General features: G+C 39.8%; 21 protein-coding genes and 1 pseudogene. 15 read left to right on the top strand and 7 right to left on the bottom strand.

Annotation, left to right across the window (positions count from 1 at the left end):
• The first annotated feature begins 278 nt into the window (after window positions 1–278).
• A complete protein-coding gene (locus tag V7K89_RS28970; RefSeq protein WP_335193440.1) occupies window positions 279–1,280 on the top strand; it encodes an ATP-binding protein in 1,002 nt (333 codons plus the stop codon).
• A gap of 28 nt (window positions 1,281–1,308) precedes the next feature.
• Window positions 1,309–3,873, top strand: coding sequence for a S8 family peptidase (locus tag V7K89_RS28965; RefSeq protein ID WP_335193438.1), 2,565 nt, complete (start codon window positions 1,309–1,311; stop codon window positions 3,871–3,873).
• Between the two features lie 506 nt (window positions 3,874–4,379).
• Here V7K89_RS28965 and V7K89_RS28960 read toward each other — a convergent pair.
• On the bottom strand, window positions 4,380–5,459 hold the full coding sequence (locus tag V7K89_RS28960; RefSeq protein ID WP_335193435.1) for a hypothetical protein: 1,080 nt from the start codon (window positions 5,457–5,459) through the stop codon (window positions 4,380–4,382).
• Window positions 5,460–5,512: 53 nt separating this feature from the next.
• Window positions 5,513–6,496, bottom strand: a complete 984-nt coding sequence (locus V7K89_RS28955) for a hypothetical protein (RefSeq protein WP_335193433.1) — start codon at window positions 6,494–6,496, stop codon at window positions 5,513–5,515.
• 509 nt (window positions 6,497–7,005) lie between these two features.
• Between V7K89_RS28955 and V7K89_RS28950 the strand changes: the two genes are divergently transcribed.
• From V7K89_RS28950 to V7K89_RS28930, 5 genes are all read left to right on the top strand, one after another.
• Window positions 7,006–7,758: a response regulator transcription factor gene (locus tag V7K89_RS28950; protein ID WP_334847208.1), complete on the top strand. Its 753-nt coding sequence runs from the start codon at window positions 7,006–7,008 to the stop codon at window positions 7,756–7,758.
• A 53-nt stretch (window positions 7,759–7,811) separates the two neighbouring features.
• Window positions 7,812–9,131 carry a sensor histidine kinase gene (locus tag V7K89_RS28945; RefSeq protein ID WP_335193423.1) on the top strand — a complete coding sequence of 440 codons (1,320 nt, stop codon included), beginning with the start codon at window positions 7,812–7,814 and terminating at the stop codon, window positions 9,129–9,131.
• Window positions 9,132–9,159: 28 nt separating this feature from the next.
• Window positions 9,160–9,828: a phosphate signaling complex protein PhoU gene (gene phoU / locus V7K89_RS28940; RefSeq protein WP_335193420.1), complete on the top strand. Its 669-nt coding sequence runs from the start codon at window positions 9,160–9,162 to the stop codon at window positions 9,826–9,828.
• 431 nt (window positions 9,829–10,259) lie between these two features.
• On the top strand, window positions 10,260–10,892 hold the full coding sequence (locus V7K89_RS28935) for a Crp/Fnr family transcriptional regulator (RefSeq protein ID WP_335193418.1): 633 nt from the start codon (window positions 10,260–10,262) through the stop codon (window positions 10,890–10,892).
• A 128-nt stretch (window positions 10,893–11,020) separates the two neighbouring features.
• Complete coding sequence (locus V7K89_RS28930; RefSeq protein ID WP_335193415.1) at window positions 11,021–12,694, top strand: iron uptake porin; 1,674 nt, start codon at window positions 11,021–11,023, stop codon at window positions 12,692–12,694.
• A gap of 82 nt (window positions 12,695–12,776) precedes the next feature.
• Here the strand turns inward: V7K89_RS28930 and V7K89_RS28925 are convergent, their stop codons facing one another.
• Window positions 12,777–13,037 (bottom strand): hypothetical protein, encoded by a 261-nt coding sequence (locus V7K89_RS28925; protein WP_292774854.1) that lies wholly within the window; start codon window positions 13,035–13,037, stop codon window positions 12,777–12,779.
• A 232-nt stretch (window positions 13,038–13,269) separates the two neighbouring features.
• On the opposite strand from V7K89_RS28925, the gene V7K89_RS28920 reads away from it, so the two are divergent.
• Window positions 13,270–13,875: a DUF3318 domain-containing protein gene (locus tag V7K89_RS28920; protein WP_335193413.1), complete on the top strand. Its 606-nt coding sequence runs from the start codon at window positions 13,270–13,272 to the stop codon at window positions 13,873–13,875.
• A gap of 410 nt (window positions 13,876–14,285) precedes the next feature.
• The gene (locus tag V7K89_RS28915; protein ID WP_292872983.1) at window positions 14,286–14,477 is read left to right on the top strand and encodes a hypothetical protein; all 192 of its coding nucleotides are present in this window, start codon (window positions 14,286–14,288) and stop codon (window positions 14,475–14,477) included.
• Window positions 14,478–14,661: 184 nt separating this feature from the next.
• Here V7K89_RS28915 and V7K89_RS28910 read toward each other — a convergent pair whose 3' ends face one another.
• Complete coding sequence (locus V7K89_RS28910) at window positions 14,662–15,066, bottom strand: hypothetical protein (RefSeq protein WP_335193411.1); 405 nt, start codon at window positions 15,064–15,066, stop codon at window positions 14,662–14,664.
• Between the two features lie 567 nt (window positions 15,067–15,633).
• Here V7K89_RS28910 and V7K89_RS28905 point away from each other — a divergent pair.
• The 3 genes and pseudogenes from V7K89_RS28905 to V7K89_RS28895 all read left to right on the top strand — a co-directional run.
• Window positions 15,634–15,720 (top strand): annotated as a pseudogene (locus tag V7K89_RS28905) (YkgJ family cysteine cluster protein); the annotation flags it as partial.
• 100 nt (window positions 15,721–15,820) lie between these two features.
• A complete protein-coding gene (locus V7K89_RS28900; RefSeq protein WP_335193409.1) occupies window positions 15,821–16,252 on the top strand; it encodes a TMEM165/GDT1 family protein in 432 nt (143 codons plus the stop codon).
• Between the two features lie 62 nt (window positions 16,253–16,314).
• A complete protein-coding gene (locus tag V7K89_RS28895) occupies window positions 16,315–16,617 on the top strand; it encodes a TMEM165/GDT1 family protein (RefSeq protein WP_099100177.1) in 303 nt (100 codons plus the stop codon).
• A gap of 138 nt (window positions 16,618–16,755) precedes the next feature.
• On the opposite strand, the gene V7K89_RS28890 is transcribed toward V7K89_RS28895, so the two are convergent.
• Window positions 16,756–17,682 (bottom strand): cobalamin-binding protein, encoded by a 927-nt coding sequence (locus V7K89_RS28890; protein ID WP_335193407.1) that lies wholly within the window; start codon window positions 17,680–17,682, stop codon window positions 16,756–16,758.
• A gap of 450 nt (window positions 17,683–18,132) precedes the next feature.
• Between V7K89_RS28890 and V7K89_RS28885 the strand changes: the two genes are divergently transcribed.
• Window positions 18,133–20,361 (top strand): hybrid sensor histidine kinase/response regulator, encoded by a 2,229-nt coding sequence (locus V7K89_RS28885; protein ID WP_335193404.1) that lies wholly within the window; start codon window positions 18,133–18,135, stop codon window positions 20,359–20,361.
• A 59-nt stretch (window positions 20,362–20,420) separates the two neighbouring features.
• Here V7K89_RS28885 and V7K89_RS28880 read toward each other — a convergent pair whose 3' ends face one another.
• Complete coding sequence (locus V7K89_RS28880) at window positions 20,421–20,867, bottom strand: GNAT family N-acetyltransferase (RefSeq protein WP_335193402.1); 447 nt, start codon at window positions 20,865–20,867, stop codon at window positions 20,421–20,423.
• 193 nt (window positions 20,868–21,060) lie between these two features.
• Window positions 21,061–24,033, bottom strand: coding sequence for an L-glutamate gamma-semialdehyde dehydrogenase (gene pruA, locus V7K89_RS28875; RefSeq protein ID WP_335193398.1), 2,973 nt, complete (start codon window positions 24,031–24,033; stop codon window positions 21,061–21,063).
• A gap of 292 nt (window positions 24,034–24,325) precedes the next feature.
• Between pruA and V7K89_RS28870 the strand changes: the two genes are divergently transcribed.
• Window positions 24,326–24,970 carry an HD domain-containing protein gene (locus V7K89_RS28870; protein ID WP_335193395.1) on the top strand — a complete coding sequence of 215 codons (645 nt, stop codon included), beginning with the start codon at window positions 24,326–24,328 and terminating at the stop codon, window positions 24,968–24,970.
• Between the two features lie 175 nt (window positions 24,971–25,145).
• On the top strand, window positions 25,146–25,853 hold the full coding sequence (locus tag V7K89_RS28865; RefSeq protein WP_335193393.1) for a M15 family metallopeptidase: 708 nt from the start codon (window positions 25,146–25,148) through the stop codon (window positions 25,851–25,853).
• Window positions 25,854–25,857 lie beyond the last annotated feature (4 nt).

Here is a 25,857-nt window from a genome sequence, read left to right as displayed (position 1 = left end):
GATCACAGGAGTAAGGTTTCATTCTACAGGCACTTAGACGTTGATATACTCCATCATCCCATACTGTATTGCACTCAAGCAGGAACTGCTATAGACCTTAAAGCAATGTCTTATGGTTAGATATGTTAAATTCCTAAGCAAAAAAATGATTTTTCATTTATATAACTTAATATAATGATTAGGGACAAGCTGATCGCGTTATGATTTATAATGCACTATAGTTTTATAGTACAATAGTACTAAATAGTCAAAAATTATTATTTATACTGAGAGGCAGTATGAAAGCAGAGCTTCTCAAGAGATTTTTTAGAGCGATCGCTAGTTCAGATCAAGAAGCGATTGACAAGCTGACATATTTAGTAATTGAGGAAGAACGCACTAAGGGGCATACTCTCTTAGCTGACCAGTTAGAGAATATCACTAAAAAAAGCCAGAAAGAGAAGCCTACTAACATCAGCAAACCTGCTTCTTCAATACCAGAAAACTTACAGGCTTTAACTGAATTACCAACTAGTAAGCGATTTAATCTTCCTCTGGTAACTATTATACCAAGGGACAATTTGCGGCATCATATGGTGTTGCCTGAAAATATTGAGAAACGTTTTCGCCGAATTGAACGCGAATATGCAGCAAGAGATAGGCTTGCTCATCATGGATTGCGTTACAGACAAAAAATTCTTCTATATGGGCCTCCTGGCTGTGGAAAGACGCTAGGAGCAGAACGTTTAGCTTGGAATACCGGTTTACCACTTCTGAAAGTTCGATTTGATGCAATGGTATCGTCTTTTTTAGGGGAAACTGCGAGCAATTTGAGACTTGTATTTGAGGATGCTTCAAAAAATCCATGCTTATTGTTTCTTGATGAATGTGACTCAATTGCTAAGACACGAGAAGATTCTCAGGAAGTAGGAGAAATTAAGCGAGTAGTAAATACATTTTTGCAAATTTTGGATGAGTATCAACCCTCTTCAGGGCTTTTAGTAGCAGCAACAAATTTAAATAAATCTCTGGATACTGCTCTTTGGAGAAGATTTGATGATTTGATCGCAGTACCCAAACCCGGAGAACAAGAGCTAGAATTTATACTAAAGGAAACACTATCTGCAATTGAAGTGGGATCTATCAACTGGCCAAGGATCATTGAGCAGATGAGAGGTTTTTCTGCGGCTCAAGCTGTGAGGGTTGCACAAGATGCAGCTAAACGAGCAATCCTTGAGCGGGAGGAGCTAGTGATTCAAGAACACTTAGAAGAAGCGATCGCAGAAATCAAAGTTTCCTAGTATTAAATTTTGCTGTCTGGAAAAATAAATGGTTGAAAGTTTTCAGGGTTTTCCGCATATCCGGCTTAGGCTAACAACAGAAGGACGTGCTGCATCGCCATCAGGAGGAGGAAAAAATAATCTTATAACAGTCGTTAATCTGGGTAATCGCCAGGGACATGGAGGTAAACTCAAAAGTTCGGTTAACTCCTTGATCTTTGAATGGCAAGAAACTCAAGAAGAACGAGAGCAAGAAGAGAAGCCGCCACTTAAATCTCGACGTATTATCTTAGAAATTGATCCTGATTCTTTTAATCCAGATGGGTTGAAAGCATATGGCATTGAATTGATTGCTGATACCGAAGATGGATATATTATCGGTGCATCAGCAGATTTAGAACTTAGTGAATTACAAAAAAAAATAGAAAAATTTATTAATGAGCTGTATGGTGGTAATAAAGTTGCTGAAATTTGGGAAGTAATAGACGGTAAAAAAAAGCCAGAATTGATTCTTTCTCCAAACTTATTCGCTGAATTATATGAGAATTGGCTTGCTATAAAAGAAGAGCAGATATACACTGTTGATGTAGGTGTTGCTTGTGTAGAAACTAAAACCAAGCTGCCTAATTATCCCAAACCCCAACCTAATGAAACTAATGATAAATTTACAACGCGAGTTAATAAGTGGATTCAAAAACGTCAGCTAACTGAGCAGGAATGGGAAGAGATATCCTGGGAAAGGCAAGAAGAATTTGAAGAGTTTATTCAATTTTATAAAGGCAAGATTAGCAAAGGTTTTCAAGATGATGGGGGTGAGATTGGTACAGCTACTTTGCCTGACAGTTTTTCATGTCGAATTCAAATTTCAGGTAAAGGTCTAAAAGATTTAGTTGAAAATTTTCCTTACATTTTTGATGTTAGTGAGCCAGCTGAGTTTGCTGAAATTATTCAGCAAGAGGATCTATCTGATACTGATTCTCCATCATTTAAACTAGAATCGCCAGAATTAAATGCTCCTAAAGTATGCGTTATAGATAGTGGTATTCAAGAAAGACATTCTCTGCTAAGAGCAGCAATTGATTCAAAAAACTCAAGGTCTTGGGTTCCACGAGAAACTGATAAAACTCCAGACTATGTTAATAATGGTGGACATGGAACAAGTGTCGCCGGTGCAGTCCTTTATCCAAAAACTATACCTCGTAATGGTAATGAAAAAGCTGTTTGCTGGATTCAAAATGCCAGAGTTCTTCAGGCTAACTGCAAACTACCTAAACAACTATTTCCAGCGAATCTTCTGGGTGAAATAGTAGAATTTTATCACGAACAAACAGGAACTAGAATTTTTAACCATTCTATTACTGGTTCTGTTCCCTGCCTAACCCGATATATGAGTGCTTGGGCATCGTCTATTGATAATTTAACATGGCAAAAAAAGGATATTCTCTTTATTGTTGCAGCAGGAAATTTACCTCTCAACAGTAGAATTGGTTTTACAAGATTATCTGTGAGAGAACATATAGCAGCAAATCGACAATATCCAGACTATCTATTAGAAGATTCATGCAGAATTGCTAACCCTGCACAAAGTTTTCAAGCTTTAACGGTTGGCTCTATTGCTTTAAATTCTTATCATGCACCACCTTATTATTCGATTGCACAGAAAGATAAACCCTCCGCTTTTTCGTGCTGTGGATTAGGAATTTGGGAGACGATTAAACCGGAAGTAGTTGAGTATGGTGGAGATTTAGTAATAGATGAAGGTTTACCACCAAATATTACTTTTCCTAAAGATGTTTGTCCCGAATTAGTAAGATCAACTTTGAACGGTGGCCCAGCGATTGGGGCTGATAAAGTTGGTACTTCTTTTGCAGTACCCAAAGTAAGCCATATTGCTGTACGTCTTGCTGCTGAGTTACCTAATGAAAGTTGCCTTCTTTACCGTGCATTAATAGTACAATCAGCAAGATGGCCAGAATGGATAGTGGGATATGGTGGCGATAAACTGCACATCCTACGTCAAATTGGTTATGGTCTTCCCGATGTTGATCGTGCTTTGGGTAATACTCCCAATAGAATCACTTTGATGACAACAGGAGAGCGCCGTATTATAGCTAAACAAGCTCATATTTACCAAGTAAAACTGCCAGAAAAATTGCGTTCTCAAGGAGAGGCATTTAAGATTCTTCTGGAGGTTACTTTATCATACAAAGCCCAACCACGTCGAACCCGTAGAAATCGCCGAAAATATCTTTCAACTTGGCTAGATTGGGAATGTAGTAAAAAAGGAGAAGATCCAGAACTTTTTAAGGCTAGAGTTTTGGAAGAGTTTGTTGCTCCAGAAGATGCGGAGAAGGGAGAAGATCTTTTTAAATGGATGCTCGGCAAACAAAATCATCACGGAATAATTAAAAATGTATCTAGAAGTGCAGGAACCCTTCAGAAGGATTGGGCTGTTGTAAATTCATTTGAACTCACGGAAGCATTTTCTATTGCGGTAGTTGGACATGAAGGTTGGAATAACGATCCAGAAGCTAGCGTTCCATACTCTTTAGTTATCAGCTTTGAAGCTATACAAGTTGATATTCCAATTTATACGTCAATTGTCGAGGCTTAAGTTGAAACAGAGATTCAACCCCTGATAGAAGTTCAATCTATTGTAGGTAGCTGAGGCGATCGCACCCCCGCTATTAAACATCTCTAGAAATTAAATATGGATTATCCAAAACCCTTGTAGAGATGTAGCAGTACTACGTCTCTTTTTCAGCAGATGCCTATTAAGATTTGTATTTATCTCGCTAAAAGTGAAGGTTCTTACAGGGGTAATATTATTTACTAACTTGTTTTAGTTAAACTTAAATTCTCTGTGATATATTTATGTAATCAATGATACTTATAATCTAAATAATATTGTAGGAAATATTAAAATTTAGTATTATGTCTAGTCAAGAACAAAATTTCAACAAAGCATTGAAGCAAACGCAGGTTAGCGCAACAAAGAAGAAAGTACAACCTCCCTCAGACCTCAAAAAACCAAAGAAAACCGAATAAAAATTATTAAAGTTACTTGTAGAGACTTAAATTAAATTAAGTCTCTGCAATTTTCGTCAAAAATAAATTAGCTTATTTATTTTTTACTTGAGTCTTTGCCTGTTCTAAAGCTATTTCTTTGATTGCCTGATATGAATTAACATTTGAAGTACCTTCAATAGCTTTCACTGCCAAATCCTGAACTTGTTTGAGAGCAGATTCAAGTTGTTTAGAAAGATTTTGAATTCGCATCTCTTGATTAGTAATAGTTTGTTCTAAAGATTGCAGTCTTTGTTCATAGAAACGCTTTTGTCCTTCCACTTCCTTAGAATATAAATCTGATTTTACTTTAGCCTGGTAGTGGGCAATGCCTTTGCCTTCTTCTATAGCTTTTTTGAGGGCTGCTTCTTTTTCTTTCGGAAAAGCCTCTACTTTAGCTTTTAACTCTTCAAATTGTTTCTCTCTCTCAGAAATTACTTTCTCCCGTTCAGCCCACTGCTTTTCTGTTTCTTGTAGTGATTCTTCCAATTGTTTATATAGCGCTTTCTGCTCCTGTTCGTATTCGTCATTTTGCAGTTGTCGCTGGAGTTCTAAATTATATTTATACTCTGTTGTATCGCGCTGCCGAGTTTTATTCAAGTTTTCATTCTGTTCTTTTATCGTCCGTTGCTGTTCCTCTTGTTCTTTTACCCAAGTATTTCTTTGCTCTAGTATTTCTTGGAATAACACTTCAGAACGTCGGCTATATTCTTCCTGATAAGCTTTAGTATTATCTTCATAAGCTTGGATAAGAGTATCCAAAATATAATCAGAAATTTCTAAATTATGCAACTGTGCTAATTGTTGGATTTCTTCTTCTAAAGTTCGCCTAATTTCTTCTAACTTAGAGGCTTTTGTAGTTAGCTGTTCTGATAAGTTATTAGCAGCACTGCCAAAACCTAACTGAATCTTTGCCAAGCTTTCAATTGTATTGTTCATCTTTTGTTGAACAGTAAAAAGCTGATTGGTAGCTGTTTGTTGTTCTGATTTAGGCTGTTCTTTAGTAACAAACTGGTTTTCTTTAGCAACTTTATCGAGTTCTGATTTCAATGTGACTTTCTCTTTTGCTAACTCCTCATACGCCTGAAGAATTTCTACTTTAGTATTTTTCTCAGTCGGTTTCTTCCCCACCACAACAAACCTCCCCTTCAGGAATTCAAAATTGTTAAGATGCTACAGACTCACAACTATTTAGGGTTAGAACTACCAAAAGCCCTCATAGCTAAATCTTGTGCTTGTTTTAATGCAGTTTGCAGTTGAGCAGAAATACCTTCTATTTGCTCAGACTGTTTCTTAATTGTTTCTTCCAGAGATTGAATTTTTTGTTCATAACTCTGTTTGTTAGATTCCCATTCTTTTTCAAATAAATCAGCCTCAATTTTAGCTTTTTGGCTTGTTTCTTTAATTGCTTCTTCTCTGGCTTTCTTAACGGCTTCTTCAAGTTCATTAGGAAATATAGTTACTTTTTGCTGATAATCTGCAAAAAGTGGTTGGTGTTCAGTGAGGATTTTTTCTCGTTCTGCCCAATTTTTCTCTTTTTTCTGAAAATTTTCTTGTATTTCCCTTTGTTGTTGGCGCTTTATCCCTTTGTAGCTGTCTGTATTGAGTTTACGAGTAGTTTGTAACTTATACTGAAATTCTTCTTGTTCTTGCTGGCGTTCTTTGGCTAATAAATCATTGTATGCTTTGAGTTTTTCTTCATACTCTACTTGCTCTTTTTGCCATTCTTTCCGCCTGATTGTAATTTCTTTTTCTAGCGCTTCCCTTTTGCTAATAGTATCTTGTTCGAGAATTTTTAGTTTTTCTTGGTGTTCTTGACTTAAAATGTCTAGAGTATCCGCTACAACTCTAATTTGTTGCAGTTCTTGTAGGCGTTGAGTTTCAATTTCTATAGCTTGGTTCAATTCATCTAATTTGGAATTTTCCTGAGCTAGTTTTTCAGATAATCCATTGAGAATACTGCCAAACTCTAATTGTAAATCAGCTAAACCTTTGACAATACTATCAACTGTATATGCAGAAACTGCTTGCAGAATTCCTTGACTTTTTGCCTTTTCTGCTTCCTCTTGTTTAGTTGCTATTTTAGATTCAAGTTTTTTTCTTTGAATAATAATTTGTTGAAATGCTTGCATTAGTTGTTGTTTGCTGTCTTTGACTCCAACTGTAGTCATCTTCCAACTCCCTTCAATAGGCAAATTTTCTTGGGTAGCAAGCCATACCAATGACTACCCTATGCAGACATCAGAGTAGCCTTTGAATCAACATTTTTAACGCGGTGGAAATACTGAAATGCTCCATATCTAAGACTTAGTGGGTACGAATTTTCCACGTATATGTCTTTCTGTTTTTCAGGTATAGTTTCTCTTTAAGACTATATAGTATTTTTGTACTAAAATAAATATACCTAAACTAATTTCCTCTGTCAAGATAATCCTTCATACAATAATGTCTTTGAACCTTGCGAAGACAGAATCGATTTAAAGTCCTTAATTAAAAAACTATATTAGAAGCTTGCAGGCACAGTGATTTATGATTTAAAAAACTGCTGTGGTATATATTACTTTTTGTAAATAAAATCTAAAAGAATTAACCCTAGCAAAATTGTGGTTGCAATAAGGCGAGATAATAGATTTAATCATCCTAATTGATACAAGCACAGTCTTAGACTTTTGTGATATCAATGTATACCAGTGAATCGACCAAATACTCAGCCAGAACGGATATTGGACAAACCAGCCGTATTCTAGTAGTAGAAGATGAAGAATTAATCCAGGAAATGCTAGCTGTAGCTCTGGAAGAAGAAGGTTACGGGGTGATAACAGCTCGCGATGGGCGGTCTGCTATAGAGTATCTCAAAAGTTTTGAAACCAATTCAGGGGAACTTCCCTTCGATCTGGTGATTCTCGATTTGATGCTGCCGCAAATCAATGGGCTAGATATTTGCCGTTTGCTACGTCATCAAGGCAACCCAGTACCGATTTTAATGCTCAGTGCTAAGGGTAGTGAAACTGACCGTGTTTTGGGGCTAGAGGTGGGTGCAGATGACTACCTGACCAAACCCTTTAGTATGCGCGAGTTAGTTGCTCGTTGTCGCGCTTTACTCCGCCGCCAACGCCTAAGTAATTTACCGCAAATACCTGTATTAAAATTCAAAGATGTTACTTTGAATCCTCAAGAATGTCGCGTGCTGGTTCGCGGTCAAGAAGTTAGTCTTTCCCCTAAAGAGTTCCGCTTGCTGGAACTGTTTATGAGTTATGCTCGCCGGGTATGGTCACGGGAACAATTGCTCGATCAGGTTTGGGGGCCAGATTTCGTCGGCGATAGTAAAACCGTAGACGTTCACATTCGGTGGTTGCGCGAAAAATTAGAGCAAGACCCCAGTCATCCCGAATATATTGTGACTGTACGAGGTTTTGGCTATAGGTTTGGATAATTAGTTGGGATAGTTGTTAGTTTTTAGTAGTCACCAAAAAACTAACAACTCAAATGCTTTTATTGGGATTTTTTCTAGGTTTAGCGGTAGGCATTGGGTTTTGGGTTTGGCAACAGGTTCAACTTAACCGTTACCTGGGGCGCTTACTCCGACCGTTAACCTCGCATTCTTATAAGATGCTACTGCTGCTGATTCCTGGGTTGCGGCAAGAAATAGCAATGGTGAAACAGCAACGGCAAGATTTGCAGCAGTCGTTGCAAACTTACCAAGACCTGCTAAATTTTGCCCCAGTGGGATATTTGCAGGTGGATGAGGAAAATCAACTGCTGTGGTGTAATCGACAGGCGCAGGAAATTTTGTATCTGCAAAGCTGGCAACCAGAACAGGTGCGCTTGTTACTGGAGTTGGTAAGGTCTTATGAACTTGACCATTTAATTGAGCAAACTCGCGATTGCCAAAAACCACAAACCGGAGAATGGATATTTCATCCATCTTGTGATGATGCAGCAGAGATGGCAACAATTAAATCTCTAGCTTTGCGCGCTTCTAGCTTCCCTTTACCCAATGCACAAGTGGGAGTTTTTTTAGAAAATCGTCAACCCCTATTAGATATAAATCAAGCACGCGATCGCTCTTTTTCCGATCTAGCACACGAACTCAGAACGCCGCTAACTTCGATTCGCTTAGTTGTAGAAACTTTACAAAACCGCTTAGAACCGCCTTTAAATCGTTGGGTTAACCGCCTCATGCAAGAAGTTGATCGGCTGATTAACTTGGTACAAAGCTGGTTAGAACTTACCCAAATGGAAGCAAACCCAAATATGCAATTGCAAGCCAAAACTGTAGAATTGCGATCGCTGATTGCATCTGTTTGGGAAACACTAGAACCCTTAGTACAGCGTCAACATCTGTCTTTTTCTTATTCTGGCCCAGAAAATCTTTGGATTAAGGCAGACAAAGCCAGGATTTACCAGGTTTTTCTCAACTTGCTAGACAATAGCATTAAGTACAGTCCTCCTGGTACAAGCATTTACCTTGAAGCGAAAATCTTATCAACAAAAGATAATGATGCTGCTTCCTCAATCTTAGAAATAAGCCTTATTGATTCTGGAGCCGGCTTTTCTGAGGCAGATTTACCCCACGTTTTTGAGCGATTTTATCGAGGAGATAAAGCGCGAACCCATTCTCCCCAAGATAGTAACTCCATAGGAGCGATCGTTGGTAATGGATTAGGATTAGCGATCGTTGAGCAAATTCTTCTCGCCCACGGAGGTTCAATTAAAGCGATGAACCATCCAGAAACTGGCGGTGCATGGATGCAACTCCAATTTCCGGAAGTTATGGCAAACTCCCTAAGCCAAGACTATAGTTAGTAATATCTTCACCTTTAAAACAACAAGTGTGAAAGCCGTCAATTATACTCCCAATCCGCAAAGACCACAACTCGCACGCGCTATTAGGCGCTTAGAACGGGATGTATTACGCATGGGTGCCTTGGTAGAACAATCATTTCGCCTCAGTCACCAAGCGTTATTTGCTCGTAACTTAACAGCAGCTGAGGAACTCCCCCGATTAGATAAAAAGATTGATCGCTTTTATAGACAAATCGAATCAGACTGTACGGCGATTATGACGCTGCAAACGCCTACAGCTCCAGATTTGCGCTGCTTGAGTGCCTTTATGCAGCTGGTGCGAGACTTAGAGCGTATTGGCGATTATGCTAAGGATTTAGCTGAGATTGCGATTAAAATTTTTCCTTACGCGCCTCATACGTCTTTGCCAGAAATTGAAGCTATGTCCCTTCATGCACAGGCGATGTTAGCAACTAGCTTAAAGGCTTTGGGAGATTTCGATGAAGCCAGTGGACGCCGTTTAAAGCATCTGGATGATACTGTAGACGATGCCTACGATCGCGTTTATCAGACTTTAGCCCAACAACGAGATGTGCCTGGTGTAGTCGAGCCAATTATACTGCTGGCACTGGCAATTCGTTGTCTGGAACGCATGGCAGATCATGCTACGAATATCGGTCAAAGGGTAGCATATATTGTCACCGGTCAACGCTCCTAATTGACATTTGCCCAAATCCCCGACTTCTACGCTCCAGGTGTCTGCAAGAAGTCGGGGATCTAAATCCAGCGATTTCGTAAGCGCTATTCTACCCTATTATTTTCATAGATTATTTGCGCCTACATCCTGATATTAGTCTTCAGAAAATACCAAATAATTAAAAATAAGTTAACTAAATATTTTACTAAAAGCTTACCTGTTCTTAAACTTACACAATTATAGTAACAGATAAATAACTTAAAATTTTGGCTCTATCTCACTGATAGATACCTTAAGCAAAAGTTGTTGCCATCAGAAGATTTTGAGTTAGTCCCTAGCTCTGATTGAGAAGAATAGACTTTTAGATATACAGGTAAATTTTAATACAAATTATTAGAGTTTCTTAATCATTTAAATAGCGAGATTCCCTGATAATTATGTAGTTACGATTAATGATGTATTCCCCAAGTTCTACTTCAAATTCTTCTGCTGTGTCAAATAGCTCTGCTTTCAGCAGACAATTACCCCAGCAGATATTTACCCGTCGGGAAGTAATTCCACCTCAAAATGACGTACTTTGGCGCATTGAATACGGTGCAGTTCGTACCCTAACATGGAGTGAAGATAGAACATTCATTACTCTCGGTTATTGGGGACTAGGGGATCTGATTGGCTATCCTTTATCCAGAGTCAAGCCCTACCAGATTGAATGTCTCACGGGTGTGGAAGTAAGCATTGTGCCACCTCATTTATGGCATCAAGATATTAATGCTTTGTTGTCTCATATTCAACAAGCAGAGGATCTACTAAGCATTGTGCATCGAAAACCAATTTTGCTACGCTTATGGCAGTTTTTAGTCTGGTTAAGTGAAAAATTTGGACGTGACGTAGATAAGGGCAAGTTAATTGATTTAAATGTTACCCATCAAGATATTGCTGAAGTTTTAAATACTACGCGAGTAACAGTTACCCGACTTCTACAGCAGTTAGAGGAAGAAGGAACAGTTTTACGTTACAAACGCCGCATTATTTTGCGCTTACCAAATAAATTAATTAAAAACTATAGTCAGCAGTATGTTAACTAATTGCTTGTAATAATCACAGGATATAGGTATAATCGTTGCTGTGATTGTGTGTGAAATCCACAGAACAAAAGTGCTTAAAGCATTTTATCATGGGTGGATTATTGTAGGTGTGAGTGAAATTAAAAATCATGACAAAACGATTCTGGAATCTTTTTAAAGTTAGCCCGTTTGTATTAGCTGCTACATTTTTCGTTGCTAATAGTGCCTTAGCTGCTGAAGTCAACGAACAGATAACAAATGTTGACCAGTTATCTGAAACTCAAGAGTCTAACGAAATGAGTCAGGTAACATCAGTTTCTCAGTTTTCGGATGTGCAGCCTACAGATTGGGCGTTCCAAGCTTTACAATCTCTAGTTGAGCGCTACGGCTGTATTGCAGGTTATCCTAACAGTACCTATCGTGGGAACCGTGCTTTAACCCGTTATGAATTTGCCGCAGGTTTGAATGCTTGTCTAGACAGAGTTAACGAACTGATTGCTACAGCTACTGCCGATTTGGTCAGCAAACAAGATTTAGCCACTTTACAGCGCTTACAAGAAGAATATTCTGCTGAACTAGCAACTTTGCGCGGTCGTGTTGATGGACTAGAAGCCCGCACTTCTGAGTTGGAAGCTAATCAATTTTCCACTACCACCAAGTTGGTTGGAGAAGCAATTTTCGCCGTGTCTGATGTTTTTGGTGACACTAGAGCAGTTCCTGGTGGTGCTCCTACTCAAGACTTGAATTATAACACCACTTTTAGCGATCGCGTTCGTTTGAACTTGTTGAGCAGTTTCACTGGTACAGACCAGTTGCAACTCCGTTTGAATGCTAACAATACCATTTCTAATGTTGGTAGTGCTGCAACCGGTACTGGTACTGGTACTAACATGACCCGCTTGGGTTTTGATGGAGATAACGGCAACGCTATTGTGATTGATAAAATCAATTATGCTTTCAACTTTTCTGACGCTGTACGTGTCAAAGTTGATGCTAGTGGTGGTGAATTATACGAAAACGTCAACACCTTCAACCCTGACTTTACAAGCTCTGCTAGAGGTGCGCTCTCTCGTTATGGACGTTTTAGCCCCATTTACCGTCAAGGTCAAAATTCTGCTGCTTTAACTGTTACTTTAAATCCTAACAAAGCTATCAGTTTGACTGGTGCTTATTTAGCACCTTCAAGTGGTACTGGTAATATCTTTGGTGGTAATAATCCCGGTCTTAATAATGGGCTGTTCGATGGTGATAACACCATCTTCGGTCAATTAACTTTCAAACCCAGCAAAGCCTTCAATATTGGTCTGACCTACGCCCGTAGTTACTTTGCTGGTAATGCTGTCAATAATCTTTTCCAAGGAACAGGTAGCGCTTTTGCCAATAATCCCTTTGGGGCTGGTACTCGCACTGAATCCAATAACTACGGTATAGAAGCTTCCTTGCAACTTGGTTCTACCTTGACTATTAGTGGTTGGGGGGGTTATACAACTGCTGATGCTCTGACTGGTGCAAATGCAGGTACAGACGCAGATGTTTGGTACTGGGCTGGATCGCTTGCTTTAAAAGACTTTGGTGGAGAAGGCAGTGTTTTAGGTGTGATCTTTGGTCAACCACCCAGAGTTACTGGTGGTAGTATCAAAACAGTCGCCGGCAATACTACCTTCGACGACAGTACTTCTTATCACTTAGAGGGTCTTTACAAGTACAAGGTTTCCGATAATATTCAGGTAACACCTGGCTTGTTGGTAATTTTCAATCCAGAGCACAACGACGCTAACGACACTGAATACGTAGGTACTTTACGTACTACCTTCACCTTCTAAAATTGGTGATGAAATATAAAGCTCAGAATTAGATAAACAAAACCCCACTTCAAGGTGGGGTTTTGTTTAGAAAGAAAATTAGCTATGTAGGATTGTAATCTGGCTGATTGGATATATCTTTTGGTGGGCGATCGCTACTCCAAGCCCACCACACAGAACCACAGTGACAGTAGTAAAACTCTTGCCATTTGCGACGACGGTCTTCTGTAAGTACAGGCGATCGCCGATTTAGCCAAACTTTTTCAGCTTCTAGGCTACTTGAGTGGCAGTTAGGACAGCAAAAATCATAAGCATGTATTGCCTTATTTGTCCATTCAGGTGGGAGGGTAGCAAAAGCGTCCATGTAGTTACAAATATAGTCTTAATCACAAGCCAAAACTTTGAGGTTTTGAATTTGGCGGCAAACGAATATTATAAAATTCCGCCACACTATCAAACTGCTTAATCAATATTTTTATGGCTTGATCTGAATTTATTCAAGACTGCCAGAGCATCTCATCAATCAAAGGTTAACATGAAAACTTTATTTTTTACACACCTACTTACTATGCACATTATGGCTAATAATTAAATTTATGGAGCCAAATGTTGAAATTCGCCGTTTGTTAGATGTGATGCCTGCTTCAGGTCGGATGACAACAAAAATCGTCAGTAAGCCAGAGCAAGCAAAAGTGATTGATGCTTCCTTTCCCCAACCCTGGAACCAAGCGCGACCGATATATATTAATTTTGATTTGTGGCGTCGCTTGCCAAAGCCGCAACGAGACTTGCTGCTGTTGCAAATGGTTAGCTGGTTGACGGGGGTGAAGTGGTTTAAACCCGACATTTATCAAGGCGTGGTGTTAGTTGGGTTATTAGGCGGATTTTTGGAAGCAGCACAGTCAGATGTAGTAGGCGTTGCTGTAGCTGGGGGATTAAGTGCGATCGCTGCTTGGAGGATCTGGCGCACTAATAAATCTCAAGAGTCAGAGTTAAATGCCGATACAGCCGCAATTAAGATCGCACAACGGCGCGGTTATTCAGAAGTTGAAGCAGCACAGCATCTGTTATCTGCAATTGAAGCAGTAGCCAAAATTGAAGGGCGTTCCAGTTTCAATTTTACTGAGTTGATTCGTTGCCAAAACTTACGAGCGATCGCAGGTTTATCAGCAGTAGGTGTACCAGAAAGTGATGATAAGTAGAATAAATGTCTCTGCTGCCTATTTGTAGCAACATTTAAAGTGAAAGGTGTTTATATGAGTTTTTAAGAGCGATCAATCAAAAACCTCTAAATTTCAGATGAGGTTTTGGTCTTGTCTTAGCATCATTTCTCGCTTTTTAGAACTCTAGCAAGCTTTCAGTAACAACTGTGGCTTTGTGCATTTAGACCAAGACTTCTAGTGTTTAGGCAAGAAAATGCAATCCATAAGGATCAAACTGGCTGCAATCCATGAGGCTATTCTACACTGGAATAAGAGATGTGTGTTTAACTTACTTAGATATCAAAAACTGGGAAGTTTTATCATACCTTCTCGGTGTTGCTGATGAGGTGATTACCTCGTGTGGTAAAACTTAACTTAAATTCTGTCAGTTACTAACGGAGTTGATAGGAATGGGTACTTTAATTTTTATTGGCTTGATAGTGGTTTACGGAGGCGGGGCTTGGAAATTTTGGAATGGGTTTGGACGGACTAATTTTAATCCGACTTTCACCAATCGGATTGGTTTATCTTTGCTATGGCCAGCTTTGTTTATTACAAATCAATCTTATCGTCGAAACTTTAGAAAGGCATTGAAGGGTTAAGGATTACTATTAAACCTAACGTGATCACGATCCTGACGCTGCCATAATATCTCAACATTAAAATATCCCAACCTCCCTTTCCTACTAGCAGGAAAGAGAGGTTGGGTTTGATCCTTTTAAGAAAGAAATTAAGGAAGGATAAGTGCGTTAACCGTTGGTAAACTATTTTAGCTGATGATGGGAATTATTTGTGATTGGTTAATAGATGGATTGCTCCACCTACAGCTGCACCATCAACAGCATTGCCAAGGGTATCTCTTTTATCGCCAGTAATTACACCAGTCAATGCACTAGCGCCTGCACCGACTCCGACATCTTGAACAGCGTTCCGGTGATGACGATTACGAGTGTTTCTCAAACCATTTGCACCATTGACGGCTGCGCCAGTAACACCACCCTTAACAGCATTGCCTAATACACTACCATTTCCCCTAACAGCTCCTGTTACCACATTGGTAACAGCCCCAATACCAGCATCTCTTAGTACTTGATCATCAGCAGCAGCGGGTTTTGCGGGAACTAAGGTGACACCAGCTAAACTGGCAGCCATCAGGCTAGGTAGAAGTGTGCGCTTTAGGATATTATTCATTGTCTTACCTTCTCAAAACATCAAACAATTAGCTAAAAACCAAAGTTACTGAAGTCGCATAAAATCTGATTTTTTATCTGAACAACAGCAACTATTTATTGTTTGAGGACATATACATAATCGCATTTGTAAAGTCATAACTGCATCTACTGAAAGCATGAATATAGATTCAGTCCATAGAGGGCCTTGCTGATTTATTAAACTATACAAGTAATTACACCTTGACAAAATGAGTTCAATATGGTATATCTTTTACCTAATAGCAAGGGATTTATAATGAGAAATCACGTAGTGTTTACCCTATCTATCTAAAGATAGTTGCTAAAATAATTAAACTAACTTGTCGAGGTTAATATTTAATTCTCTCAGTTTGGTAGCCAAGCGTTGCGTAGGCCTAGAGCGTGTTTTCAAACTATAACCACAAAAGAATGGAGGCGCTCGTTAACATTGCTGTATAATTTACACCAAGCTTTTCCTATAGGGTGGCGATGCGGCGAAATTGTTTGAGTCGGTTAATAGCACGCTCTACAAAGTTGCGTTGACGGTAAATTTCACGATTAAACGGACATTGACTGCTGTCGTCAGCAAATAGAAGAAGTTTATGGCGATCGCAGTTTAGAAATACTACGCTTTGACAAAGCTGTTGGCCTTTGACACCCAGTCCTCCTTTTTTTGTATAGAGTTGCAATTTATGACAAAAATCTGAGAAAATGATAGAAATATGAAAACACCCTAGCAACCAAAACTACTGCTTGTGAAACTTGATTCTGCACCTTTGGAGATTTCTGGCATATCTCACACTGAGATCGAGCTAGAACTAGAAGACAGCAATAATTTTAACTTAACTCCTGCGATCGCTCCATCAGTTCAGCCTGTGATTGCCGATAGTCCTCAAAAGCAGCAATCAGCGCTAGTAGTTTTTGGTACGACTTTTGTAACCATTTTTTTAGCAGAAATTGGAGATAAGACTCAGCTATCCACTCTGTTAATGAGTGCACAATCTCATTCGCCGTGGGTAGTATTTATCGGATCTGCGGCGGCACTGATAACTACCAGCTTATTAGGCGTACTTTTAGGTAGTTGGATAGCCAACCGACTCAGCCCAAAAACCGTAGAAAAATCAGCAGGCGTGATGTTATTAGTAATTTCTCTAATGCTCTTTTGGGATGTATTTACTATTCATTAGTCATTGGTCATTGGTCATTGGTCATTAGTCATTAGTAAAATTACCCACTTTCCCTTAATTATATGGATTGGCATTTATTAGGACTGAGCTTTATTACGGTTTTTTTATCAGAATTGGGTGACAAAAGTCAACTAGCAGCGATCGCACTTTCAGGACGTTCTAACTCTCCACGTGCAGTATTTTTCGGTGCAGCAGGCGCATTGCTGTTGACAAGCCTATTGGGATCTTTAGCAGGGGGTGCAGTAGCCGAATTATTACCTACACGTGTTTTAAAAGCGATCGCAGCCGTCGGATTTGCCATCCTTGCCGCACGATTGCTGTTATTTAACAATGAACCATCAGCAGATTCTGAACAAACACCTTAGAGAAGAATTCAGAATTGAGAATCTAAGAATCAGAATTAGTCTTTGTGGGGATTGGAACGCGCTAAGGTTTTAAACCAATCTCACTTAACCAGACTTAAATTTATGCTGAATTCTGACTCCTAAGTTCTGAATTATTCTTTACAAACGTTCCCAAGCAGTTCCTTTGTAGCCGTATTGAAAAATTTCTGGATGCAAAATTTCTGCCAAAATTTCTAGCGAATCTACCAGTCGCGGCCCTGGACGATTGAAGTAAGAATTGCCATCAGTAATGTAGACTCTACCAGTTTCGGTAGCGTGTAGTTTCTCCCACTCTGGACGTTGAGTTAATAACTTAGCTTCTTGGCGAGTGCGATTTAAATCAAAGCCACAAGGCATAAAAACAATTACATCTGGATTAGTTGTTAATAGTGTTTCCCACGGCAAGGTCGGAGAAGGCTGACCTGTAGTACAAAACAAAGACTGTCCTCCTGCTAAGTTAACTAATTCAGGAATCCAATTAGCGGCGACCATCAAAGGGTCAGGCCACTCGATACAGGCGACAGTAAGTAGCTCATCTAAAGAAAGTCCTTGGATTTTTTGCTGACAAATTTTGACGCGAGCTTCTAAATTTTCTAAGACTTTTACCGAGTCTACACCAAAGATGTTGCCGACTCGCTCAATGTCAGCCCAAACATCCTGGAGAATATTGGGTTGTAAAGAAATAATCTGAGGTTTACTGTCAATGAGTGTAGCAACTGCCTTTTCAACATCGTCTAAGCTGACAGCACAAACATCGCACTGGTCTTGAGTGAGAATGTGGGTAGGCTGCAATCGCTCTAAAACATCTGTTTTGATTTCATAAATACTAAGAGCAGATTGCAATAAACTGTTCACTTCGTCATGAATTTGCCTGCTGGAGGTATCACTGTTTAAACGTGCTTGGGTACAAATGGGGCGATTGAGGATTTCTGGAGGGTAATCGCATTCGTGCGATCGCCCTACAATAGCATTAACCAATCCTAGTGTCGCTAAAATCTCTGTTCCACCAGGAATCAGAGAAACAATTCTCACATCACTATCTGTCATCTGCTCCACCTCCACAAAAGCTGCCGTTACCTTAAGTTTGGCAGAATTTGAGTCATTAAGTATCTTTCTCTAGGATAATTAAGGGTATTTTGCTAGTCAATACTAAGCAAGAAGTTGAACTGGGGATTGGGTATTAAGAAGAGTCTTTAACACTCCCCAGTCCCAAATTAAAAATACTATACTACTTAATACTACTTGATAGTAGAATTACTTGATAGTGAAATTATTTGAAATGCTAATTATCCCCTGGCAAAAATTACTGGCATGAAGTAATAGAAGTAATGAGCAAAATCTAGCTTATAACTAACTAATCAGACTCATAAAATTTGATTAGAAAAATTATACTTTCCGGTTATGAAAAACCATACCAAGTAATTGTAGTTATACAAAGACAGTTCTACTTTTTCTGTAGAACTGCAAGTCCAAATTATTCCTTCTTGAGGGCAAGTAATGCAGGTGGTGTCAGCTAGAGATATTACAGAGCACAACCAGGCTCAAGAGGCTTTACGAACCAGAGAAAATAGTCGGCGAAAACAAAGCCAGACGCTGGTGCAACTGGCAAGAAGCAAGACATTTCAGCAAGGTAATCTCAATGCAGTGTTGAGGGAAATCACAGAAACTGCTGCTCGGACGCTGTTAGTAGAACGAGTTGGGGTATGGTTATATAATGAAGAACGTTCAAAAATTGAATGTATCAATTTATATGATGTCAGGACTAAGGAGCATACCTTTGGTAACTCGCTTTTAAAAACAAATTTTCCTGCTTATTTTCAGGCTTTAGAAGAGGAACGTACCATTGCTGCAGATGATGCCAGAAACGACACCAGAACCCAAGAATTATCAGAGTCTTATCTTTCAGTTTTGGGCATCACATCTATACTAGATGCACCAATTTGGCTAGAGGGTCATTTGGTAGGCGTAGTGTGTCACGAACACATAGGCGAAGTTCACCAATGGACTTTAGAAGAAGAGACTTTTGCTGGTTCGATTGCAGATTTTGTGACGCTGGCTATGGAAGCGAACGAGCGAAACGTTGTACAGGAAGCACTGCGACAGAGTGAGACACAATTTCGGGCGATTTTTGAGCGTTCTTCTATCGGCATTGGACTTATAGATATGAAAGCGCAGATAGTCGATACTAATCTGGCATTGTGCGAGATTTTAGGATACAGCCGAGAAGAGTTATACGGCAAGCACTTTACGGATTACATTTCCATAGAAAGGGGGGATTTAAAACTTTACAAACAACTGATGTCAGGAATTCGCACGGACTTAAAGAGAACTTTGAGGGAAGGTTTACAACCTTCTAAACATCAGGAACAGCTTGTCGAAAGACATCGGATTGAGATAGAAAGACGCTGCCAGCATCAAAATGGTAATTTATTTTGGACTCATATCTCTGTTTCTGTTATACCAGGCAGCAATGGTGAACCTGAGTTTTTTCTAGCGATGATTGAGGATATTACTGAACGTAAGCAAACAGAATTGAAACTACGTGCTTCTCAAGAAGCAGCAGAAGCTGCCAGTCGGGCAAAAAGTGAATTTTTAGCAACTATGAGCCATGAGTTGCGGACGCCTCTAAATGCGATTATGGGTTTGTCACAGTTGCTGCAACAAGAAATAGTTGGTTCTTTAAATGAAAAGCAGAACGAATATGTAAGTTGTATATATAGTAGTGGCGAACACCTGCTGGCAGTGATTAACGATATTCTTGACTTATCAAAGGTAGAAGCAGGCAAAGAGGAACTGTTACTATCATCTTTATCAGTGGCAGATATATGTAATTATGCTATCTGGACAGTGCGCGATCGCGCCTTAGAAAAGGGATTGCAACTCACACATAAAATTGACCCGAAAGCAGATATTTGTATTGCTGATGAGCGACGCATCAAGCAAATGCTACTCAACTTGCTCACCAATGCGATTAAATTCACCCCAGCAGGTGAAGTATCGCTGGTAGTCAAAAAAGTCCCACAAGGAATAACGTTTACAATTTCAGACACTGGCATTGGTATAGACTTAAATCAGTTTCAATTTATATTTGAACCGTTTAAACAGCTCGATAGTCGGTTAAATCGGCAGTATGAAGGTACTGGTTTGGGTTTAGCGTTGACGCGTAAATTAGCGCGTTTACATGGTGGAGATGTGACCTTTACATCAACTTTAGGAAAGGGCAGTCAGTTCACTGTGTTTCTACCAAATCCAAAGCATCCGGCAAATGAAGAAGATGAGACAAATGAGATAGATGAGACGGAAGAGGAAGCAAATTTTACCTCGTCCTCCTTGTTCTCATCTTCTCCAGTCAGCTCCACAAATAAAACTATTTTGCTTGTAGAAGAAGAGGAAAACACAGCAAAAGTGTTGCAAGATTATCTCCACACAATTGGCTACCAAGTCAAGTGGATAAATAATAGTAACAACTTTTTGCAACAGGTAGAAAGCTTCCAACCAGATTTAGTTTTTTTTGATTTCCAGTTAGTAAAGGATGTTCATATCTGGAATTTGCTGAATATCCTTAGACAAGAGCCTTATCGGAAACATTTACCGATTGTAATGATGACCTTTAGTGAACTTTTAGAGGAGGAAATTGCCACGCTACCAGGTAGTCTTAATGACTACCTCGTTAAGCCAATTCGGATAGCCCAGTTAGAATCAATCCTGATGAAATATTTGAGTTGATTGCTCATAAAAATGCATTTTTGTACGAACAATTAGTTAAAAATATTTACTATATATTTTTACTTGGACTGTGTAAATGTTTTTCTCATTTTCACATGAGGAATACTAGCTTCTTCAAATATTTCTCCTTCTTCTAAAAAATCGAGTTTTTTATATAAATTTTTCACATATTCTTGAGCATGAATTACGACTTCTGGAATATTTTGGTTAGCTATCACCTGTAGGGCATTTTCCATTATTTTCTTACCAATACCCTGCCCTCTAACTATCGATAAAACAGCTAACCTTTCTATTTTAGCAGTTTTATCATCTAAATATCTAATTCTGGCTGTACCCACAGCTTCCAGATTTAAATAAGCAATTAGATGATCGGATATTTCATCTTTGCCATCAAATTCTAAAGCAGGATCTACCCCTTGTTCTTCTTGAAAAACTGATTTTCTAATTGCTTGAATTGCCGGAAAATCTTCAGGTAATTCAGCAACTCTTATAACTAAATTACTCATTAAACTCTCTTTGATGTTACTACCTATTGTAATTTAATGTGAGTTTGATGCACCTCTCCCTACTTTGACCGAAAATACAAATCTGTCTCTCTGTGAGTCAAAGAAGGAGGGTTTTACGTAGTAAAATCAGGGAGAGGTGTTTTGATTTGGCTAATTAGACGGACACCATATCAGCCATGAAATTCACGTTAGTTTAATCTGCTCCTTCAATTGGTGCAAAACCTTGACGTTGAATATTTTCTGTCACGGCGCGTGGTTCTAAAAATTGCAGTAAGTAATCAGGGCCGCCTGCTTTAGAACCTACTCCAGAAAGTTTGAATCCACCAAAGGGTTGCCGTCCAACGATCGCTCCGGTAATATTGCGATTGATGTACAAATTGCCGACTTCAAACTCTGTCTGCGCCTGCTGAATGTGCGAAGGCGTTCGAGAATAAAGTCCGCCAGTCAAGGCGTAGTTTGTACCGTTGGCGACTGCTAACGCTTCCTGGAAATCTTTCACCCGAATTATCGCCAGCACAGGGCCAAAAATTTCTTGCTGTGAAATTACCGCATTTGGTGATACTTCACTAAAAATAACTGGCCCGATAAAATATCCTTGTTCGGGTGCTGGTAATTCCAACGCCACTTCTGCTTCTGCCTTACCCTTCTCAATATACTCGCGGATGCGATCGCGGGCATTAGCATCAATTACTGGCCCAACTTGCGTACTTGGTAACTCTGCTTCTCCAATGTTCAATGATTTTGTCGCTTCTACCAATCGCTGCACAAAGGCATCATAAATCGGTTGCAGCACAATCACTCTGGAAGCAGCAGAACATTTTTGGCCACTGTAACCAAATGCCGACTGTACTACGCCCACAACAGCTTGGTCTAAATCAGCACTTTCATCGACAATAATGGCATTCTTGCCACCCATTTCCGCAATCACACGTTTCATGTGCTTTTGTCTGGGTTTCAAAATTGCCGCCTCTGCATAAATTTTACAACCTACTTCCTGGGAACCCGTAAAAGCAATTACATGGGTATCTGGATGATTTACCAAATGAGCGCCGACTTGCGAACCCTTCCCAGGTAGGTATTGAAATACACCTTTGGGAAAACCAGCATCTACCAAGATTTCTGTGAGTTTCGCGGCAATCACAGAAGATGTTTCCGCAGGTTTGAGGAGAGTACAATTGCCAGAAACCAAAGCTGCAACAGTCATTCCACAAGCGATCGCTAGCGGAAAATTCCAGGGAGAAATTACTACAGCAATACCCCGTGGCTGGTAAATATAATGATTTATTTCACCTGGAATGTCATAATCGACACCTTTATCTAAGCGCTCAATTTCGTCAGCGTAATACCGACAGAAGTCTATTGCTTCCGAAACCTCTGCATCAGCTTCTTTAACTGGTTTCCCAACTTCCAAAACTATCCAAACAGAAAGTTCAGCACGGCGTTCTTCCAGCAAATCACCTGCTTTCCGCAAAATATCAGCGCGTTGTTTAGCTGGTGTTTTCTTCCACCCAGGAAACGCCGCTTTCGCAGCTTGCATCGCCTGTTCTGCTTGTTCAACGCTAATCAACCCAACTTTACCAATTACTTCACTAAACTTAGAAGGATTGAGAGAATCAACAAATTCTGGTGGATTAATATACTCGCCATTAATTAGCGGTAAATAAGTTTTACCAAGTTGTTGGCGAACGTTTTGGAAAGCTTGCGTTGCTTTCATTCTTACCTCTTCCTCAGCGTAATCGGTATCAGCAGCACCGAGAAAATGAGAGTCAAGAGTTAAAGAGTACTTCTCCTCTTTGACAATCGGCGGCGCTAATAATTCCTCAATCGGACGATTTTCGAGATTTTGCCGTAAAAAAGAACTATTAGCTGTATTTTCCAACAATCGCCGAATTAAATACGCCATCCCAGGTAATAATTCACCGTAGGGACAGTAAACTCTGACTCGATAACCTTTGTCAACCAACGCCTTGGCAACTTTATCACCCATACCGTAAAGGACTTGTAATTCAAAACGACGGCGAGGGACATTTAAACTTTCAGCTATGGCAATGGCACGAGAGTGCGAGCGCACGTTATGGCTACCAATGGCAGAATAGACATATTGATGATTTTCTAACAACAATTGAGTGATGGTTTCAAAGTTAGCATCAGTTGCGGCTTTGTCGTTGTAAACTGGCTGTGACCAATGCTTCTGCGCTGCTTTGATAGTTTCTTGATCCCAATATGCGCCTTTTACCAGACGAATTGTCAAGGGATAACCGCGCTGTTTTAACCAAGAAATTAGGTCTACAGTATCTTGTTCGCTATCACGCAGATATGCTTGAATTGTCATGCCAATATCTGTGCGTTGCCGAAATTCTTCTTCTAATAATAGTTTTTTCAAGATGCTGAGAGTTATGTCTTTATAGGCATACTGTTCCATATCAAAATGCACAGCTGCACCTAATTCTTTAGCACGACGTAAGAGAATACGAATGCGATCGCTAACTTTATCCTCACTACCTTTAGCATCTAAAGGGTCAAATTGGGAATAAAACGCCGTTAATTTCACAGAAACCTGAACTTTTGGGATTGCTTTGCCATCAGCCTCATCAATCGCCGGGATAACTGCCCAATTCTTCGATGCTTCTACCAATTGTTGGATTAATTCTAGATAGCGTTCTAGATAAGACTGCGCTTCCGCTTCGGTAATTACGGCTTCACCAAGTAAGTCGATGGTGAAAGCCATTTTTTCTTTTCGCAGTCGTTCAACTGTTTTAATGACTTGTTTAATATTTTCCCCAGAAATATATTTATGGGCAAGAGTCTCAACGGCTGTCCCAACAGTTGTAGCAGCAAGTTGTCCTGGCATAGAGTCGGGGTTAGCAAAGTTTAGCATTCCCTTCAAAGCTGACGGTAATTCTACAGATTCATCACCTAAATATTCTTGTAAATGTGAGGCAATTTCTGATTTACTGTGCAAAGCAGGTAGCGTATCTATAAAGCGAAATAGTTGCACCCGCAACCCAGGATTACTCATCGCCCAAGCTAGTAATTTATCATCCCAACGCATTTGATCCCGCAGAGAAGAAAAAAACGAACGATTTTCCTGCGTTGCTGCTAGAAGTTGTTTAGCAATTTCTTGGGTTTTAGCTTCGTAGGTGCTTGTTTGTACTTGTAATACCACTGATAATAACTCCGTTAATCAAGGCAAGGCTTTTTGTCGAAAGCCTGTGTCTTCTATTTTGACGCTTTCATTTAGCTGTCACCATATCTAATGATTTCCGAAGTTGAAATTGAAGTCTGACAGCAAGAGAATTCTAAACGGTAGCTTTTGACCGTCAGAATTTTAGGGGACACGGATAATTGGGCACAAGAGAAGGATCTTCCTTTACCTCTTCTATCATTGCGTCTTTTGCCTGTCGTTTTAACAGCATGTACTTATTTTTTCCAATACTAAGAATGGGTATACTGCCTCTATGACTACAGAAAACTTTATGGATATTTTATTTTATAACTGGCAACACACACTCCAACCCTTTGGTGTTGACCAGGTAGCGGCTGAGAAAGCCTTTAATAGCTTGGTTGCAGCTTACTCTAGCCCTGGTCGCTATTACCATACACTGAAACACATTGATCACGTCCTCAACACAATTCAGATTTTGCAAGGCTACACCAACAACCTAGCTGCTGTTCAACTAGCTGCCTGGTTTCACGATGTAGTGTATGACACTAAAGCTCAAGATAATGAAGAACAAAGCGCAGACTATGCTTTTGAATTGCTGAGTAATTTAGGTATTCCAGAAAGTACCATAGCTACTGTTACCCATCTCATACTTAATACTAAAGACCACCAAGCTGCAGTGGATGACTGTGATAGTCAAGTTCTACTTGATGCAGATTTAGCAATTTTTGCTGCTAACCCAATGCAATATCTAGAATACGCCCATGCCATTCGCCAGGAATATGGCTGGGTGGCAGAGGCAGACTATATCACAGGTCGTCAGCAGATTTTAGAGCAATTTTTACAGCGATCGCATCTCTATTTTACGCCTTTAATGTCAGAGTTTGCCGAACCATCAGCCCGTGGCAATATCCAGGGAGAAATTCAGTCTTTAGGTTAATGATATGGTTTTTGATAATGCTATGACAAATTGTTCGGTTATTTTAGCGTAGATGCCTACAAGGATTTAGCTAGGTAAAGGGACTATGAGTCCTACCAAAACGCCGAGTTGCAACTAGCGTTACGCAGAATGCTATGCTTGCGTTAAAATCCGTAAGTCCTGCATGGCTGACTAGATGAGACCTTATCATCAAATCCCGATTTTTGAGTGTGGTGAATCGCTAGTAGCGATTCCTTTAGAATTGTTTGCGGTGGAATCTCCCCATCCTTATGAAAAATTAGGTGCGCCTTATGGCGATCGCTCTCCTTATTATCTTCGTCAAAGCGTTATTGAAAATTTGCTCCAAGCGCAAAATTATCTTGAATTGTTGCATCCCAAGTGGCGGATTCAAATCTTTGATGCCTATCGCCCGATCGCAGTTCAGCAGTTTATGGTAGATTACAGCTTTAACCAAGCAGTGCGGGATAGAGGACTGACTAATGTAGAGTTATCATCAAACCAACGCCAAGAGATTTGGGAAGCAGTTTATGAAATTTGGGCTGCACCTAGTTTGGATGAAAAAACTCCGCCTCCTCACAGTACTGGTGGGGCGGTGGATGTGAGGCTAGTAGATGATACAGGGCAAATAGTGAATATGGGTTCGCCAATTGATGAAATGTCAGAGCGATCGCATCCTGATTATTATGCCAATAGTGATCGCTCACAAGCGCAAAAGTATCATGTTCACCGTCAGCTATTGCAAGATGTAATGTTAAAAGCTGGCTTTCAACGCAATCCTAGAGAGTGGTGGCATTTTTCTATCGGCGATCAAATGTGGGCTTGGCTGAATAATCAATCCAATCCAGCCAATCCTGTCACCGCACGTTATGGGCGTCTTCTATAGATGC

It is taken from the genome of Nostoc sp. (genome assembly GCF_036917515.1).
In the GTDB taxonomy this organism is placed as follows: Bacteria; Cyanobacteriota; Cyanobacteriia; order Cyanobacteriales; family Nostocaceae; genus Nostoc.
The sequence above is the reverse complement of the archived record's forward strand: the minus strand, read 5'-3'. Positions and strand labels throughout refer to the sequence as shown.

Coding starts and splice junctions, on each gene's coding strand:
- V7K89_RS28970 (WP_335193440.1), top strand. CDS start 279: ATGAAAGCAGAGCTTCTCAAGAGATTTTTTAGAGCGATCGCTAGTTCA.
- V7K89_RS28965 (WP_335193438.1), top strand. CDS start 1,309: ATGGTTGAAAGTTTTCAGGGTTTTCCGCATATCCGGCTTAGGCTAACA.
- V7K89_RS28955 (WP_335193433.1), bottom strand. CDS start 6,496: ATGACTACAGTTGGAGTCAAAGACAGCAAACAACAACTAATGCAAGCA.
- V7K89_RS28950 (WP_334847208.1), top strand. CDS start 7,006: ATGTATACCAGTGAATCGACCAAATACTCAGCCAGAACGGATATTGGA.
- V7K89_RS28945 (WP_335193423.1), top strand. CDS start 7,812: ATGCTTTTATTGGGATTTTTTCTAGGTTTAGCGGTAGGCATTGGGTTT.
- V7K89_RS28935 (WP_335193418.1), top strand. CDS start 10,260: ATGATGTATTCCCCAAGTTCTACTTCAAATTCTTCTGCTGTGTCAAAT.
- V7K89_RS28930 (WP_335193415.1), top strand. CDS start 11,021: ATGACAAAACGATTCTGGAATCTTTTTAAAGTTAGCCCGTTTGTATTA.
- V7K89_RS28925 (WP_292774854.1), bottom strand. CDS start 13,037: ATGGACGCTTTTGCTACCCTCCCACCTGAATGGACAAATAAGGCAATA.
- V7K89_RS28920 (WP_335193413.1), top strand. CDS start 13,270: ATGGAGCCAAATGTTGAAATTCGCCGTTTGTTAGATGTGATGCCTGCT.
- V7K89_RS28915 (WP_292872983.1), top strand. CDS start 14,286: ATGGGTACTTTAATTTTTATTGGCTTGATAGTGGTTTACGGAGGCGGG.
- V7K89_RS28910 (WP_335193411.1), bottom strand. CDS start 15,066: ATGAATAATATCCTAAAGCGCACACTTCTACCTAGCCTGATGGCTGCC.
- V7K89_RS28895 (WP_099100177.1), top strand. CDS start 16,315: ATGGATTGGCATTTATTAGGACTGAGCTTTATTACGGTTTTTTTATCA.
- V7K89_RS28890 (WP_335193407.1), bottom strand. CDS start 17,682: ATGACAGATAGTGATGTGAGAATTGTTTCTCTGATTCCTGGTGGAACA.
- V7K89_RS28885 (WP_335193404.1), top strand. CDS start 18,133: ATGCAGGTGGTGTCAGCTAGAGATATTACAGAGCACAACCAGGCTCAA.
- V7K89_RS28880 (WP_335193402.1), bottom strand. CDS start 20,867: ATGAGTAATTTAGTTATAAGAGTTGCTGAATTACCTGAAGATTTTCCG.
- V7K89_RS28870 (WP_335193395.1), top strand. CDS start 24,326: ATGACTACAGAAAACTTTATGGATATTTTATTTTATAACTGGCAACAC.
- V7K89_RS28865 (WP_335193393.1), top strand. CDS start 25,146: ATGAGACCTTATCATCAAATCCCGATTTTTGAGTGTGGTGAATCGCTA.